Source organism: Butyricimonas sp., from assembly GCF_019423355.1.
GTDB lineage: Bacteria > Bacteroidota > Bacteroidia > Bacteroidales > Marinifilaceae > Butyricimonas > Butyricimonas faecihominis.
In genome coordinates, this window is the sequence record NZ_JAHZBP010000001.1 from 602569 (window position 1) to 617215 (window position 14647).

The following is a 14647-nucleotide window of genomic DNA, read 5'->3' on the forward strand; positions in this document are numbered from 1 at the left end:
TTCTTTATTTTCAAAAGGTTACATTTCCAGATTCTCGATCTCTTTCTGTTTGTGATTAAGTAACAGGTACATGATCGGAACGACAAAACCGTTTAATAAAGTAGAGCTTAATAATCCGCCTAGAATTACCTGAGCCATGGGGCTTTGGATTTCATTACCCGGAAGGTCACCGCCTACGGCTAACGGAATCAAGGCTAAAGCGGAAGTCAAGGCTGTCATCAAGATCGGGTTCAACCGGTCAAGTGAACCGTGAATAACGCTATCATGCAAGGACATACCTTCCGAGCGCAGGTGATTGTAGTGAGACACGAGTAATATACCGTTTCGGGTAGCGATTCCGAACAGGGAGATAAACCCGATGATGGCCGGAATACTGATGATTCCCGATGTAAACCAGATGCTTAGTACTCCTCCGATAATTGCCAACGGTAAGTTCAACATGATGATACCGGATAGAGGCATACTATGGAACTCGTTGAACAATAATAGGAAGATCAATAATATGGAAATTACCGAGGTTAGGAACAACGTGCGGGATGCGGCTTGTTCGCTTTCGAATTGCCCGCCGTATTCCACGTGATAACCCTCCGGCAGGGTAATTTGTTCCCCTACTGTTTTTTGGATGTCTTTTACCACACCGTTTAAGTCACGTCCGGCAACATTGGCCGAAACAACGATTTTCCGTTGCACGTTTTCCCGGCTAATGGTGTTCGGACCTACCAAGGGAAGGATTTCAGCCACGTAGTGAAGTGGAACTTTCTGCCCGTTGGCGTCAATCATCAAATTACCGATCTGTTCCATGTTAGCCTTGTCATCATCATGTACTTTTACGGTGAGGTCGAACACTTTACCGCCTTCGTACACTTGTGATACGACTTTACCGGAAAGAGCCACGTTAATGAATTCCGAGAATTCAGGCAGTGGAATACCGTATTTTGCGAGCATATCCCGTTTCGGTTTGATCTGCAATTGAGGACGTTCGATTTGTTGTTCCAGTGTCAAGTCGGCAATACCGTCAATTCCCTGAATGGCTTCTTTGATTTGTCCACCAATGTTATATAGTTTGTTCAAGTCGTTTCCGAATAGTTTGATGGCGATATTTGCTTTTGTACCGGAAAGCATGGCGTCAATACGGTGGGAGATCGGCTGACCGATTTCGATGTTCACTCCCTTTAGTTCTCCCAGTCGTTGACGTACGTCAGCCAAGAATTCATCCCGGGAACGTTTATCCAGTTCGAAAGGAGCTTCCATTTCAGAAACGTTTACTCCAAGAGCGTGTTCATCCAATTCTGCACGTCCGGTTTTGCGGGCCACGGTTTGTATTTCCGGAATGTCCAGAAGAATCTCTTCTGCCATACGTCCCATATTATCAGATTCCTCCAATGAAACTCCCGGCATGGTACTGATGTTTATCGTGAGTGATCCTTCGTTGAACGGGGGCAGGAAACTACGTCCCAAGCCGGTCATGATGACAATCGTGAAGATTAACAGGGCTGCACTGGTTCCGATAACTATTTTTTTATAGCGGAGAGCCCATTCCAATGCTTTTTTATACCATACTTTCAAGGTGCGGGACACGAAAGGTTCTTTTTCGTTTTGTTTCAATGCTCTTTTAGTCGTTAGCATATAGCTACATAATACCGGGGTCAAAGTCAATGCCACAACTGTTGAGGCGAATAAGGCCACGATAAATGCAATACCTAGCGGGATCAACATACGTCCTTCCATCCCGGAAAGGAAGAATAAGGGTAAGAAACAAGCCACGATAATCAGTGTCGAGTTCAAAATCGGCATACGTACTTCGCGGGACGCCTCGAACACGACTTTCAACGAGGAAAGTCTTTCTTCCGCGGGCTTTAATTGATTTTCTCGCAGTCGTTTGTACACGTTCTCCACGTCGACAATGGCGTCATCCACGAGTGAACCGATGGCAATGGCAAGTCCTCCTAAACTCATCGTGTTGATCGTCAGGCCAAGCCCGTGAAGGGTTAGAATGGCAACCAGCAAGGATAGGGGAAGGGCAACTAGCGAAATAATCGTGGTACGCACGTTCATTAAGAAGAAGAAAAGCACGACAACCACGAAAATAGCTCCCTCGAACAATGCTTTCTGTATGTTAGAAATAGAACTTTCGATAAAGCGGGATTGACGGAATATGTCGGAAGAGATTTTCACGTCAGACGGTAATGTCTTTTGCAGGTCCACGATGGCCTGATCCAGTTTATCGGTTAGTTCCAGCGTGTTCGTGTTCGGTTGTTTCGTGATGGTTACCAGTACGGCAGGTTTTGCTCTTTCGGAGGCAAGACCCAGTTTCGGTTCTTTCGGTCCGATTTGTACGGTTGCGATGTCCGATAATAGAACCGGAACGTTGTTTACGGTTTTTACCACACCTTTACCGATTTCTTCCACGTCATTTGTTGCCAAAAGACCTTGCACGATATACTCGTTACCATATTCGTATAGAATACCTCCCGTGGAGTTCTGATTCATGTTATCCACGACGGTCAATACTTCATCCATGCTGATCCCGTAATGTTTCATCCGTGCGGGATCAAGAAGAATCTGGTATTCCTTGATGTCACCACCGATCACGGCTACCTGTGCAACTCCACCTGTGGATAACAAACGGGGCCGGATTGTCCAGTCGGCAATCGTCCGTAAATCCTGTAAAGAAGTGCTATCGGCAGTTAACCCGAAAATCATCATTTCTCCCAAAATGGAAGATTGCGGTCCAAGGGTGGGTTGCCCCACGTTACTCGGTAAAACATCTCCCAACGTGGATAGTTTTTCAGACACGATCTGACGGGCCGTGTAAATATTGGTACCCCAATCAAATTGTACCCAGACTACCGAGAATCCGGTTGTAGAGGATGAACGTACACTTTTCACGTCTGTGGCTCCATTGACAGCCGTTTCGATCGGGAAGGTTACCATACGCTCCACCTCTTCGGGAGCCATTCCTTGCGCCTCGGTCATAACTACCACCGTGGGCGCGTTCAAATCCGGGAATACATCCACTTCCATTTTATGCGCCGTGTAGGACCCCCATAGGAGTAAAGCTATCGACGCGATCATTACCACCAGCCGGTTATGTAATGAATATTGTATAATCTTATTCAGCATCCGCGATTAATTTTAGATTTCAACTTTTAGTTTTTAGATTGAGGAATGAAGTGATTGAATACTTTCATTTTCAATTTTCAATTCTCCATTTTCAATTTTTTAGTGTTCATGGCTATGTCCGTGAGGAATTGCTCCGGATGCGGAGGCCATTTTGACTTGATAGGCTCCTTTGGTTACGACACGGTCTCCGGGGTGCAGGCCTTTGATGATCTGTACCTCTTTACCATTGTTGGCACCCAATGCCACTTCTTGTTTGCGGTAGCCTTCCTCGTCAATTTGCACGTACACGTAGTGGATTCCCATCTCGTTGGTTAACGCGGACACGGGGATGGATAACGTGTTTTCAATCGGGGCTGAAATAAGATATACTTCTACGAAGGATCCCGGGATCACTTCGCCTTTATTGTCAAATTCGAAAGATACGGGGATAAAGAATGAATTCTCGTTGGAAGTTTTTCCGAAAGAAAGCAAGCGTCCGTTCAAGTCTTCCAAGGAGTAAACTTTATTATCGTACGGAGTTTTGAAATTAGCACTCTTTACGGATTGCATGGCATTGTAGTATCTTTGGGATACTTCGGCCCGGAGTACCAAGCGCTGGTTTTGAGAAACCGTTGCTATCGGTTGACCTACCGTGATGTATTCTCCTTCTTTTACAAGAATGTTTTTCATGTGTCCGTTGATCGGGGCGTTTACACTGACTCCTTTTGCCGTTTTGTTATTGGATACGGCGTCATAAGCTGTTTTCGCGTTCTCGAATTCCAGTTTGATACTTTCAAATTCTTTTTGAGATATGATTTTGTCCTTTACAAGAGCCTCGGCACGGTCATAGCTGGCTTTAGCTGCCTCGTAAGTTGCTTTTACTTTCGTGTAGTAATCTCCTTCCGCAATGTCTTTTGAAGAAATCTGGAATAGGGATTGTCCTTTTTGAACCTTTGTCCCTTCCGTTAATTTGTTGGAAGAGAAAGAAACGACGCCATTGCTGGTAGCGACGATAACAGCCTCATCACCGGGAGCGGCAAGCACTTGCCCTGTTGTTTTAACTACTTGGTTAAAAGAGGCGGGTTGAATTTCCCGTACTTCGAAAGTGGTTTTTGCTGCTTGTGCTTTCGGGAAAATGATCTCGTCACTGTGTTTTGTTTCTTCACTTTCGTGACTGTGACCGGCATGTTCCTCCCCGGTTTCATGTTCATGATCGTGTCCCTCATGTTCGTGATCATGTCCTTCATGGTCGTGTCCTGCGTGAGTCTCCGTTGCGGAGTGAGTGTGTTTATCTTGTGATGATTGGTTTTTGCACCCCCATAAGGAGATCGCTAATATTGTAATAGCATAAATAATTGTTCTCATAAATAAGTGATTTAATGTTGAGAATAAAACAATAAATAATAATTGTCCGGTTCACGCCGGGCGAGTAATTCTATATTTAAGCTATTACGGTAGGAGGAGCCCTGCCGGCGGAGGTGACGCTCCACGTGATCGGGTGGAGACGTTCCCGGTAAAATATGGGTGGAACTTCTTTTGGTACTCCGAGAAGTAATAACGAGTGATCTAACCCGGCAAGGGTCAGTATGGATTGGAATGGTTGATCCGGAATGATATTCGGACAACAATTGCACTCGTCATGATGTTGTTTTACAATACTTGTCTGGAATAGTAATCTGACCTCGCATTCTCCCTCGGTAGGAGTTGAGTCATGTTCATGGTGACATGCTTTTTCGATGAACGAACTGTGTTCATGTGTAGGCGTGAAACAGATTAATTTGCCGTGGTGATGATGAGGCATAATAGACGACAGTAGCATAATCATGCTAGCAAAAATAAGCGGGATAATAGCTATCTGTCGTTTCCTCATGGTTTACAAACCTTTAATCGATACAAACATAGTTTTTTGTGTGCGGATTTGCAAATCTTCACACAAAGTTTAATAAAACATTAACTATTTCTGCATCTGTTTCTCGAAACCTTTCAGCATCAATTCCGCAGATGCCGGGTTCGTTGCCAATGGAACATTGTGAACGTCACATACGCGCATTAACATTTGCACGTCCGGTTCGTGAGGGTGTTTCCCAAGCGGGTCACGGAAGAACAGGACCATTTGTACTTTATGTTCTGCCACTTGTGCTGCAATCTGGGCATCTCCCCCGAGTGGACCGGAAAGAAGGCGTTCAACTTTTAACCCGGCATCCTGTGCATGTTTTCCGGTAGTCCCGGTAGCAATGATCTCGATGTTTGCCGAATGCATGAATTCATAATGTCTGTTCAGAAAAGCAACCATATCTGCTTTTTTCCCGTCATGTGCGATTACTGCTAGTTTCATCTTCATGTTATTTTAAGGTCATACAAATATATAAATATATAAGTGAAAACCGGAAAGCTAAAAACTAAAAGTTTTGGTTGATTTCAGTATTGTATCTGTTTTCTTGAAAAAATTCTTGCTTTTCGTCAGGTGAAAATCTTTCATAACACTGTCAGCCAAACTTTCCGGTACCACGTAATAACGCCGCCGCCCTTCCTCGTAGGGACGGTACATATAAAATTTAATCGGCTCCATCTGATAACGTACAGGATGGTTCCGGGGTTTCGTTAAAGTCACGCGAATACATATTCCTCCTTCTGTTCCCTGTTGGGATTGGTTGGAGATAAAGTTGCCCAGAGAGAAAACGGTAACGCCTAGAGTATCTTTGTCCGAGGTATAATATTCTATCGGCTGGACCACGTGGGGATGTGAACCGATGACCATATCAATTCCTTGTTCATGCAACCATTTACTTAATGCCCGCTGTTCCTTGTTCGGAAAGTTATGGTATTCATACCCCCAGTGCATGAAGGCTATGATGTTGGTGGCCGTGTCCCGGCGGGCCAGTTGGATGTCTTGTTTTATGGCGGTCGTGTCAATGTGCGGGACGACAAAACCTTTCGGAACGGGGAGCCCATTTGTCCCGTACGTGTAGTTGAGTAATGCTATTTTGAATCCGTCTTTCTGAAGATAAAGCGGGTGTTTCTTTTTGTAATTGAGGGTATCTGTGAATGTTCCCGTGTGTGGGATTCCTAATGAGTCCAAATAATAGATGGTATTGGTGATCCCTTTCCCGAGTTGGTCACAGCTATGGTTGTTGGCAGTAACAAAGGTTGTTACTCCCAGTTGATGAAGGTCCCGGGCGATTTGCCAAGGTGAACAGAATCGGGGATAACCGGAAAAGTCTTTATTCCCCAAGGTTGTTTCCAGGTTGGCAATGACGAAATCGGCATCTGCCCAATAAGGTGCGATGTACTTGAAACATTTCTGGTACTTGTAGTCTTTTTCCGATGGTTCGTGTGCGCTATATATCTGCGGAAGGTGTTGGATGATGTCCCCGCAAAACAAAAGAGTCAGCGTTTGTGACGGGTGAGGAAACTCCAGCGAGTAATCGGTTTGAACGGGTGATTTCTTCTCCTTGCAAGACGTGAACAACAAGAAGACGATACAGAACAAGAGAATTCGGTTGTAGTGCATGTATTTTTATTCTTTCTAGTTGATCAATGGGGAAGAGAGATAAAAAAAGCCGTCCGAAGACGGCCTTTTAATTATTTCGTTAATTCGAATTCAAATTCTTCTTCGGCAGGAGGAATACATTGTCCGCCAGAGCAAGACATATATTCTATGTAGCCTACCAATTTAGCTTTGTCTTTTTTCAGTTTCACCCGTTGTACGAAAGTCACGGTTCCTTCGAAATATTTCAATTCCATGTTGAAGGCTTCGCTCTTTTCAGTTTTAGCTTCTGTAGTTGCTTTAAATTCTCCTACTAATTCAATGTCTTTCGTCTCGTCTTCATCCAAGTTGAATGTTGTAGGAAGAGGTCCGTTTTCCGGTAGTTTGGTATCGTACAGATGCCATCCGCTTTCAATAGTCGCTTTGCAGATGATGTCATAAACACCTTCGCTTACTTTCTTGAAAGAAATTTGCCATTTCACTGGTTTTAATACCTGTGAATTTGCAGCCCCAACCATTAAGGTTAATATTGCTGTAAGAATTAATAGTCTTTTCATGAATAAATTAAATTAGTTTTTAAAATAATTTCTCTCTAAAATTTAGTGATGCAAAGTACAAAATTATCGAGAGAAACTATGTTAGCTTATAGTTAAATTTTTTATAATGTTTTTTTCACGGCCACTTCTTCAAAGCTTTCGATGAAATCTCCTGTCTGAATATCGTTGTAATTATTGATATTCAAACCACACTCGAATCCCTTGGAAACTTCTTTCACGTCGTCCTTGAAACGTTTCAATGATCCCAGTTCTCCGGTAAAGATCACGATACCGTCCCGAATCACGCGTACTTTTGAAGAACGGGTGATCTTTCCGTCTCTCACGATACATCCGGCAATCGTACCCACCTTGGAAATCTTGAATGTTTCAAGCACTTCCACGGTAGAGGTGATCTCTTCCTTGAATTCCGGGGATAACATACCTTCCATGGCGGATTTGATTTCCTCGATCGCTGTGTAGATGATAGAGTAAAGTCGGATGTCGATTTCCTCTTTCTCTGCCAGCTTTCTGGCACCCATGGAGGGACGTACCTGGAATCCGATGATGATGGCGTTCGATGCGGCAGCCAACATAACATCGCCTTCGGAAATTTGTCCCACGGCTTTGTGGATCACGTTCACCTGGATTTCCGGGGTTGACAACTTGATCAAAGAGTCGGACAAAGCCTCGATAGAACCGTCCACGTCTCCTTTCACGATGATGTTCAACTCTTGGAAGTTTCCGATGGCAATACGTCTGCCGATCTCATCCAGCGTGATATGTTTCTGGGTTCGCAATCCCTGCTCGCGTTGTAATTGTTCCCGTTTGTTCGCCAAGGCACGGGCGTCTTTCTCGTTACCCATGACGTTGAATTTGTCTCCGGCCTGTGGAGCTCCGTTCAAACCGAGAATCAATGCCGGGCAGGATGGTCCGGCCTCTTCCATTTTACTTCCGCGTTCGTTGAACATGGCCTTCACGTGTCCGAAATATTGTCCGGCTAGTACCACGTCTCCTACGCGTAACGTTCCGCTTTGTACGAGTACGGTTGCCACGTAACCCCGTCCTTTATCTAGCGAGGACTCGATGATTGAACCGATCGCTTTCCGTTTCGGGTTAGCCTTTAACTCTAGGATTTCTGCCTCAAGTAATACTTTCTCCAGAAGTTCTTCTACATTCAAGCCTTTCTTGGCTGAGATTTCCTGACATTGGTATTTACCACCCCATTCTTCTACGAGGTAGTTCATGGCGGCCAGTTCTTCCCGGATCTTGTCGGGGTTAGCTCCCGGTTTATCAATTTTGTTTATCGCGAATACAATGGGTACTCCGGCAGCACTGGCATGATTGATGGCCTCAACGGTTTGCGGCATGACGTTATCATCGGCTGCAATAATGATGATGGCAATATCCGTTACTTGGGCACCTCTGGCACGCATGGCCGTAAACGCCTCGTGTCCCGGGGTATCTAGGAAGGTCACGGTTCTACCGTCAGCAAGTTTCACGCTGTAAGCACCGATGTGCTGGGTGATTCCTCCTGCCTCTCCGGCAATCACGTTTGCTTTACGGATATAGTCCAGTAAAGATGTTTTACCGTGGTCAACGTGTCCCATAACAGTCACGATCGGCGGACGGGATTCCACGTGTTCTTCCTGTTCGTCTTCATCCTCGTCAATGGCCTCCTGAATATCCACGCTCACGAATTCGACATCGAATCCGAATTCTTCTGCCACGATATTAATGGTTTCAGCATCCAGACGTTGGTTGATGGACACGAACAAGCCCAAAGACATACAAGTCGAGATAATATCTGCCACGGAAATATCCATCATGGTTGCTAACTCGCTAACCGTAACGAATTCCGTGAGTTTAAGGATACTCTTTTCCAACTCTGCTTGCTCCATTTCAGCCTGCATCTTCTGGTGTACGGCATCTCGCTTGTCTCTCCGGTGCTTGGAACTCTTGGTTTTTCCCTTGTTCCCCAAACGGGCAAACGTGTCTTTGATTTGTTTTTGTACGTCTTCTTCAGAAATTTCAGCCTTGCTGGCTTTCTTTTTCTTTATCTTCTTTATTTTCTTCTTGCTCTCTTCCTGTTTGGCGGTTTTAGAAGCTTCAATGTTGATTTTCTCGTCTTTTTTCAGAATACGTTTTCTTTTTTTACGAGTTTCCGATTCTTCAGAATCATCCTCGACCTCGTTTATTACGACGTTTTTCTTGATCACGATGTCATCCGTATTCTTGGGAGGAACCAAAGATTTTTTCTTGAGTTCCCGTTTGTCCCTTTCTCTTTCCTGTTTACTCTTCTTCGGGGGCCGGGTACGCTGGTTGATCGCATCCAGATCGATTGTCCCGACAACCTTCACGTCTTTAATCGCCGGAGTCGGTGATTTGTAGCTCACTTCTCTGTCGGCTCTGTTGGAATGATCTTCAGACGGGGCTTTTTCCTCTTGACGGGTTTCAACTTTCGGTTGTTTGATGATTGTTTTCGGAGGTCTGGCAACAGGAGCCTGTGTTTCTTCCCGTTCTTGCTTTTGTGCAATTACGGGAGTTTCTTTTACCTGAGGTTCTGCCGGTTTCTCTTCTTTCTTTTCTTCGATCTTCACCTCTTTTACCTCTTCAACCTTCTCTTCCGGTTTCTGTTGCTTATTCAGTCTGTTCAGGTCGATGTGATCCACGACCTTGATTTTATTTTCCAGTTTAATCTCGTCCTTTATAGATATAAATTCCTGAGCATGTTCCTCCGTACCATTGTTCATGTTATCAATGGTAACCGTTTCTTTTTTTAACCGTGTATTTTTTAAATCTACCCGATTGGATTCTTTTTTAGCCTCGCTATCGGTAGAAAACTCTTTCGCTACCAAAGCGTACTGGTCATCTGTTAATTTCGCATTTGGATCAGATGAAATCTTAATCCCCTTTTCCTGCAGGTAATCCACTATCGTGGACAAACCTACGTTAAATTCTCTAGCAACTTTACTTAGTCTAACTGCCATATTAAGATTTTATTTTACAAGCATTATAACCTTGAGCGTTCCTTATTCAAATTCGGCTCTTAATATTTTGAGAACATCCCTGATGGTCTCTATCTCAAGATCAGTCCTGCTCTCTAATTCTGATTCACTTAACTCTAACACGCTCTTTGCCGTGTCACAACCCACGCGTTTCAGTTCCTCGATTACCCATGGTTCGATCTCGTCGGAGAATTCTTCTAGGTTAACGTCTTCTTCCTCTGCGGTTTCAAGTTCACGATAAACATCGATCTCATAGCCCGTGAGCTGGCTGGCCAGTTTGATGTTCAAACCGCCTTTACCGATAGCCAAGGAAACTTCCTCCGGGTTCAGGTAAACGTTCGCTCTCTTGTTTTCCTCGTCCATTTCGATCTTGTTGATCTTGGCCGGGTTCAACGCACGGGTGATGTATAGTTGGATGTTATTCGTGTAGTTAATCACGTCTATATTTTCGTTTCTCAGTTCCCGAACGATACCGTGAATACGTGAACCTTTCATTCCGACACAAGCTCCCACTGGGTCGATACGGTCATCGTATGATTCCACGGCCACTTTGGCGCGTTCTCCCGGAACACGTACCACGTTTTTAATCGTGATCAAGCCATCGAATATTTCCGGTACCTCGTTCTCGAACAATCTTTCAAGGAATACGGGGGATGTTCTGGAAAGAATAATGTACGGGGAAGCGTTTCTCATTTCTACGCGAATAACGACTGCCCGGATGGTATCTCCTTTCTTGAAGAAATCGCTAGGTATTTGCTCTTGTTTCGGGAGAATCAGTTCGTTGCCTTCGTCATCCAGAACCAGAATCTCTTTTTTCCATACCTGATAAACCTCTCCGGTCACGATCTGGCCCACTTTCTCTTTGTATTTGGTGAAGATGTGATCTTTCTCCAGTTCAAGAATCCGGGCTGAAAGGTTTTGTCTTAAAGCCAGCACGGAACGGCGTCCGAAATCCTTGAATTTCACCTCGTCGGTCACTTCTTCTCCCACCTCGTAGTCGGCATCGATTTTCTTTGCCTCCGTCAGCGAAATTTGGGTATTCGGGTTTTCGAAGGCGTCATCCTCTACCACGATGCGGTTTCTCCAGATTTCCAAGTCACCCTTGTCGATATTTATAATGATGTCAAAATTCTCGTCCGTCCCGTAACGCTTGATAAGCATGTTCCTGAAAATATCTTCCAACACTCTCATCAAGGTTGCCCTGTCAATATTTTTAAGTTCTTTAAATTCCGCAAATGAATCTATCAAATTAATGGCTTCCATTTTTATTTTATGTATTTAGAAAACAACAATATCTTTAACCTCCTTTATGTCTGTAAAATGAATCTCTTTCTCCACTTTGACAATACTTTTCTTCTTCTTTCCTTCCACGGTGACTTTTTCTTCACATTCGATCACGATTCCCGTGTTGGAATGGGATTTTAATATTCCCTGTAGTTTTCCCCCGTTTTGCAGTTTCACCTCCACTTGGTTACCCATGTTTTTCTCGTATTGCTGGGTTACTTTGAAGGGATAACCGATTCCGGCACTCGAAACGGTTAACTCGAAATCCTCGGTATCTCGATCCAGTTTTGCGTCCAATTGTTTGCTGAGGGTCACGCAGGAATCCACGTTAATACCCTTCAGGGAGTCGATGTAGACCTCGATCGAGTTGTCCGGAGATACTTTCAAGTCCACCAGAAACAAATCTGTACCCTGCAGTATTGTTTCGATAATGTCTTTTATTTCCTCTGTACTTTTCATTCTACTCTTTAATCTAAGATAACAGAAGAGGGGACTAATCGCCCCCTCGTTTGTTAATAACCGAGTGCAAAGATACAATTAATTATTTTTAATCCAAAGAGTTCCAGTGGAAAATAGGTGATGGCGGAATATTTTTTTTCGGTGCGAACGTTTCCGGGAAAGGGGTTTCATAGCAATGGAAATCGTGTTGGAGACAAGCCTTTAGGCCTTGATATGTATGGTTTTAAATATTGGTATTGAAACATATTTGTCACATTTTCTATATAGTTCCAAATAAAATTTGTAAGTTTGCCGAAATTTTTTGAATTATGGAGTTTAAAGCAAAGGACATAGCAGCTCTATTAAGCGGGGTTGTCGATGGAGACCCCGAGATTTCTGTAAATAACGTATCTAAAATAGAGGAAGGAAAGCCGGGAACGTTGGCTTTTTTAGCTAATCCTAAATACGAACATTATATCTACACGACGAAAGCATCGATCGTGTTAGTGAATAAAACATTCGAACCCACGCACGAGTATTCCTGTACTTTGATCCGGGTGGAATCGGCTTATGATGCCATTGCAACATTGCTGCAAATGTATGATGATATGAAGCCGAAACCAGTAGGAATTGAACAACCTTCTTATATCAGTGATAGTGCCACGATCGGGGAAAAACCTTACATCGGGGCATTTGCATATATAGGGAGAGGTGCGAAAATCGGGAATAACGTGAAAATATATCCTCAGGCCTATATCGGTGACGGTGTGGTTATCGGGGATAACACGATTATTTATGCCGGGGTAAAGATTTACACGGGATGCGTGGTCGGGAAATCCTGTATCCTTCATGCCGGAGTGGTACTGGGAGCTGACGGTTTCGGATTCGCTCCGGAAGGTGATCATTACAAGAAAATCCCGCAGATCGGTAACGTGTTGCTGGAAGACGACGTGGAGATCGGGGCGAATACTTGTATCGACCGGGCTACCATGGGTTCTACGATTATTAAAAAAGGAGTTAAACTCGATAATTTAGTCCAGATTGCACATAACGTGGTGGTGGGTGGTAACACGGTTATCGCTGCCCAGTCTGGGATTGCCGGGACTACAAAAGTCGGTGAGAACTGCGTGTTCGGCGGGCAAGTGGGTATTGTCGGTCACTTGAATATCGGGTCGGGGACGCAGATTGCAGCCCAGAGTGGTATCACTTCCAACATACCGGAAAAATCTGTCCTGCGCGGATCGCCTGCATTCGATTATCCGAAATACCAGAAATGTTATGTCATGTTCCGTAAATTACCGGAGCTATACGGGCAAATAAAAGATTTAGAGAAAGAAGTAAATAAATTAAAATCAGAATAAAATGTCAGTAAAGCAAAGAACTTTAAAGAGTGAATTTTCTTTGAATGGAAAAGGTTTGCATACCGGGAAACAGGTGACCGCGACCTTTAAGCCAGCTGAAGAGAACTTTGGCTATCGAATACGTCGAATGGATTTGGAGGGATCTCCTGAAATTCCAGCTTTGGCTGAATATGTAAAATTAATGGATCGTGCCAGTTGTCTTGAAAAAGACGGCGTGTGCGTGTTCACCATGGAGCATGCGATGGCAGCTCTTTACGGGAGCGGAATTGACAACTGCCTGATCGAGTTGAGCGGGGAAGAATTCCCGATCTTGGACGGTAGTGCTAAATATTACGTGGAAGAGATAGAGAAAGTAGGTTTTGAAGAACAAAAAGCGGATAGACGCTACTTTACAGTGAAAGAGCAAATGGAATTTTGTAGCGAGGACGGGCAGACGAAAATCACGTTATTGCCGGATACCGACTATAATATAAATTTGGTCGTTGCTTACGATTCTCCTTATTTGCAAATGCAGTATGCTACTTATTCTGAAAAAGTAACCGATTTTGCGAAAGAAATTGCCCCGTGCCGGACATTCGTGTTCCTGCGCGAGTTGGAAATGCTTTTGCAGCACAATCTGATTAAAGGTGGGGATTTGGATAACGCGATCGTGATCGTTGATCGTGAAATTTCTCAAGAAGAGGTGAACCGTCTGGCTAAACTGTTCAACCACGATTCTATCGAGGTGAAGCAGGGTATTTTGAATAATTTGGACCTGTACTTTGACAATGAACCGGCTCGTCATAAATTGCTGGATGTTATCGGGGATTTGTCCTTATGTGGGCGTTTTATCAAAGGACGTGTTATCGCGGAGAGACCGGGTCACAAAGCAAACACCAGTTTGGCCAAGAAAATGTGTAAGGCCATCACGCAGGCGGAGAGAGAAGATGTTCGTCCCGACGTGGACACGACGGCCGAACCGTTGATGGATGTGAATAAGGTGAGAGCCTTGTTGCCTCATCGTCCTCCTTTCCTGTTGGTTGACAAGATTTACGAGGTGACGGATGACATCGTGATCGGTTGCAAGAACGTTACCATGAACGAGCCTTTCTTCGTGGGACACTTCCCGGAAGAACCGGTAATGCCGGGTGTGCTGATCGTGGAGGCGATGGCGCAGTGCGGGGGGATTCTGGTGTTGAATCAGGTGGAAGACCCGGAGAATTACTCCACGTATTTCGTGAAAATAGATGGTATCAAATTCCGTCATAAAGTTGTTCCGGGCGATACGCTGGTTTTCAAGCTGGTAAAGATTGCTCCCATTCGTCGTGGGATCGTGACGATGAGAGGGTACGCTTTTGTCGGTAAAACGTTAGTTTGTGAAGTGGGTGAATTCATGGCCCAAGTTGCAAAAACGAAAAAATAGTGATAAGCTTGTACTTAAAATGTAACTATTAT

The 14647-nt window shown here is 44.4% G+C and carries 11 protein-coding genes; 2 read left to right on the forward strand and 9 right to left on the reverse strand.

Going from position 1 to position 14647, the window contains the following annotated elements:
* Nucleotides 1-18: 18 nt before the first annotated feature.
* The 9 genes from QVC79_RS02510 to rimP all read right to left on the reverse strand — a co-directional run bounded on the left by QVC79_RS02510 (nt 19) and on the right by rimP (nt 11873).
* Entirely contained in the window at nt 19-3123 is a 3105-nt protein-coding gene (locus tag QVC79_RS02510; protein ID WP_270595357.1) for an efflux RND transporter permease subunit, read from the reverse strand.
* A gap of 99 nt (nt 3124-3222) precedes the next feature.
* Nucleotides 3223-4467, reverse strand: a complete 1245-nt coding sequence (locus QVC79_RS02515; protein ID WP_270595358.1) for an efflux RND transporter periplasmic adaptor subunit — start codon at nt 4465-4467, stop codon at nt 3223-3225.
* Nucleotides 4468-4543: 76 nt separating this feature from the next.
* Nucleotides 4544-4972: a DUF6769 family protein gene (locus QVC79_RS02520; protein ID WP_270595359.1), complete on the reverse strand. Its 429-nt coding sequence runs from the start codon at nt 4970-4972 to the stop codon at nt 4544-4546.
* Nucleotides 4973-5056: 84 nt separating this feature from the next.
* Complete coding sequence (locus QVC79_RS02525; protein ID WP_124315678.1) at nt 5057-5437, reverse strand: methylglyoxal synthase; 381 nt, start codon at nt 5435-5437, stop codon at nt 5057-5059.
* 57 nt (nt 5438-5494) lie between these two features.
* Entirely contained in the window at nt 5495-6613 is a 1119-nt protein-coding gene (locus tag QVC79_RS02530) for a CapA family protein (RefSeq protein ID WP_270595360.1), read from the reverse strand.
* 71 nt (nt 6614-6684) lie between these two features.
* Nucleotides 6685-7146: a protein-disulfide reductase DsbD domain-containing protein gene (locus tag QVC79_RS02535; protein ID WP_259431491.1), complete on the reverse strand. Its 462-nt coding sequence runs from the start codon at nt 7144-7146 to the stop codon at nt 6685-6687.
* 101 nt (nt 7147-7247) lie between these two features.
* Nucleotides 7248-10112 carry a translation initiation factor IF-2 gene (infB, locus tag QVC79_RS02540; protein ID WP_270595361.1) on the reverse strand — a complete coding sequence of 955 codons (2865 nt, stop codon included), beginning with the start codon at nt 10110-10112 and terminating at the stop codon, nt 7248-7250.
* Between the two features lie 42 nt (nt 10113-10154).
* A complete protein-coding gene (gene nusA, locus QVC79_RS02545) occupies nt 10155-11393 on the reverse strand; it encodes a transcription termination factor NusA (RefSeq protein ID WP_124315675.1) in 1239 nt (412 codons plus the stop codon).
* A gap of 15 nt (nt 11394-11408) precedes the next feature.
* Complete coding sequence (gene rimP / locus QVC79_RS02550; RefSeq protein WP_270595362.1) at nt 11409-11873, reverse strand: ribosome assembly cofactor RimP; 465 nt, start codon at nt 11871-11873, stop codon at nt 11409-11411.
* Between the two features lie 308 nt (nt 11874-12181).
* Here rimP and lpxD point away from each other — a divergent pair, with 308 nt between their 5' ends.
* Nucleotides 12182-13213, forward strand: coding sequence for a UDP-3-O-(3-hydroxymyristoyl)glucosamine N-acyltransferase (gene lpxD, locus QVC79_RS02555; protein WP_270595363.1), 1032 nt, complete (start codon nt 12182-12184; stop codon nt 13211-13213).
* A 1-nt stretch (nt 13214) separates the two neighbouring features.
* Complete coding sequence (locus QVC79_RS02560; RefSeq protein WP_124315673.1) at nt 13215-14615, forward strand: bifunctional UDP-3-O-[3-hydroxymyristoyl] N-acetylglucosamine deacetylase/3-hydroxyacyl-ACP dehydratase; 1401 nt, start codon at nt 13215-13217, stop codon at nt 14613-14615.
* Nucleotides 14616-14647: the final 32 nt, after the last annotated feature.

Coding starts and splice junctions, on each gene's coding strand:
- QVC79_RS02525 (WP_124315678.1), bottom strand. CDS start 5,437: ATGAAACTAGCAGTAATCGCACATGACGGGAAAAAAGCAGATATGGTT.
- infB (WP_270595361.1), bottom strand. CDS start 10,112: ATGGCAGTTAGACTAAGTAAAGTTGCTAGAGAATTTAACGTAGGTTTG.
- QVC79_RS02510 (WP_270595357.1), bottom strand. CDS start 3,123: ATGCTGAATAAGATTATACAATATTCATTACATAACCGGCTGGTGGTA.
- lpxD (WP_270595363.1), top strand. CDS start 12,182: ATGGAGTTTAAAGCAAAGGACATAGCAGCTCTATTAAGCGGGGTTGTC.
- QVC79_RS02515 (WP_270595358.1), bottom strand. CDS start 4,467: ATGAGAACAATTATTTATGCTATTACAATATTAGCGATCTCCTTATGG.
- rimP (WP_270595362.1), bottom strand. CDS start 11,873: ATGAAAAGTACAGAGGAAATAAAAGACATTATCGAAACAATACTGCAG.
- QVC79_RS02530 (WP_270595360.1), bottom strand. CDS start 6,613: ATGCACTACAACCGAATTCTCTTGTTCTGTATCGTCTTCTTGTTGTTC.
- QVC79_RS02520 (WP_270595359.1), bottom strand. CDS start 4,972: ATGAGGAAACGACAGATAGCTATTATCCCGCTTATTTTTGCTAGCATG.
- QVC79_RS02560 (WP_124315673.1), top strand. CDS start 13,215: ATGTCAGTAAAGCAAAGAACTTTAAAGAGTGAATTTTCTTTGAATGGA.
- QVC79_RS02535 (WP_259431491.1), bottom strand. CDS start 7,146: ATGAAAAGACTATTAATTCTTACAGCAATATTAACCTTAATGGTTGGG.
- nusA (WP_124315675.1), bottom strand. CDS start 11,393: ATGGAAGCCATTAATTTGATAGATTCATTTGCGGAATTTAAAGAACTT.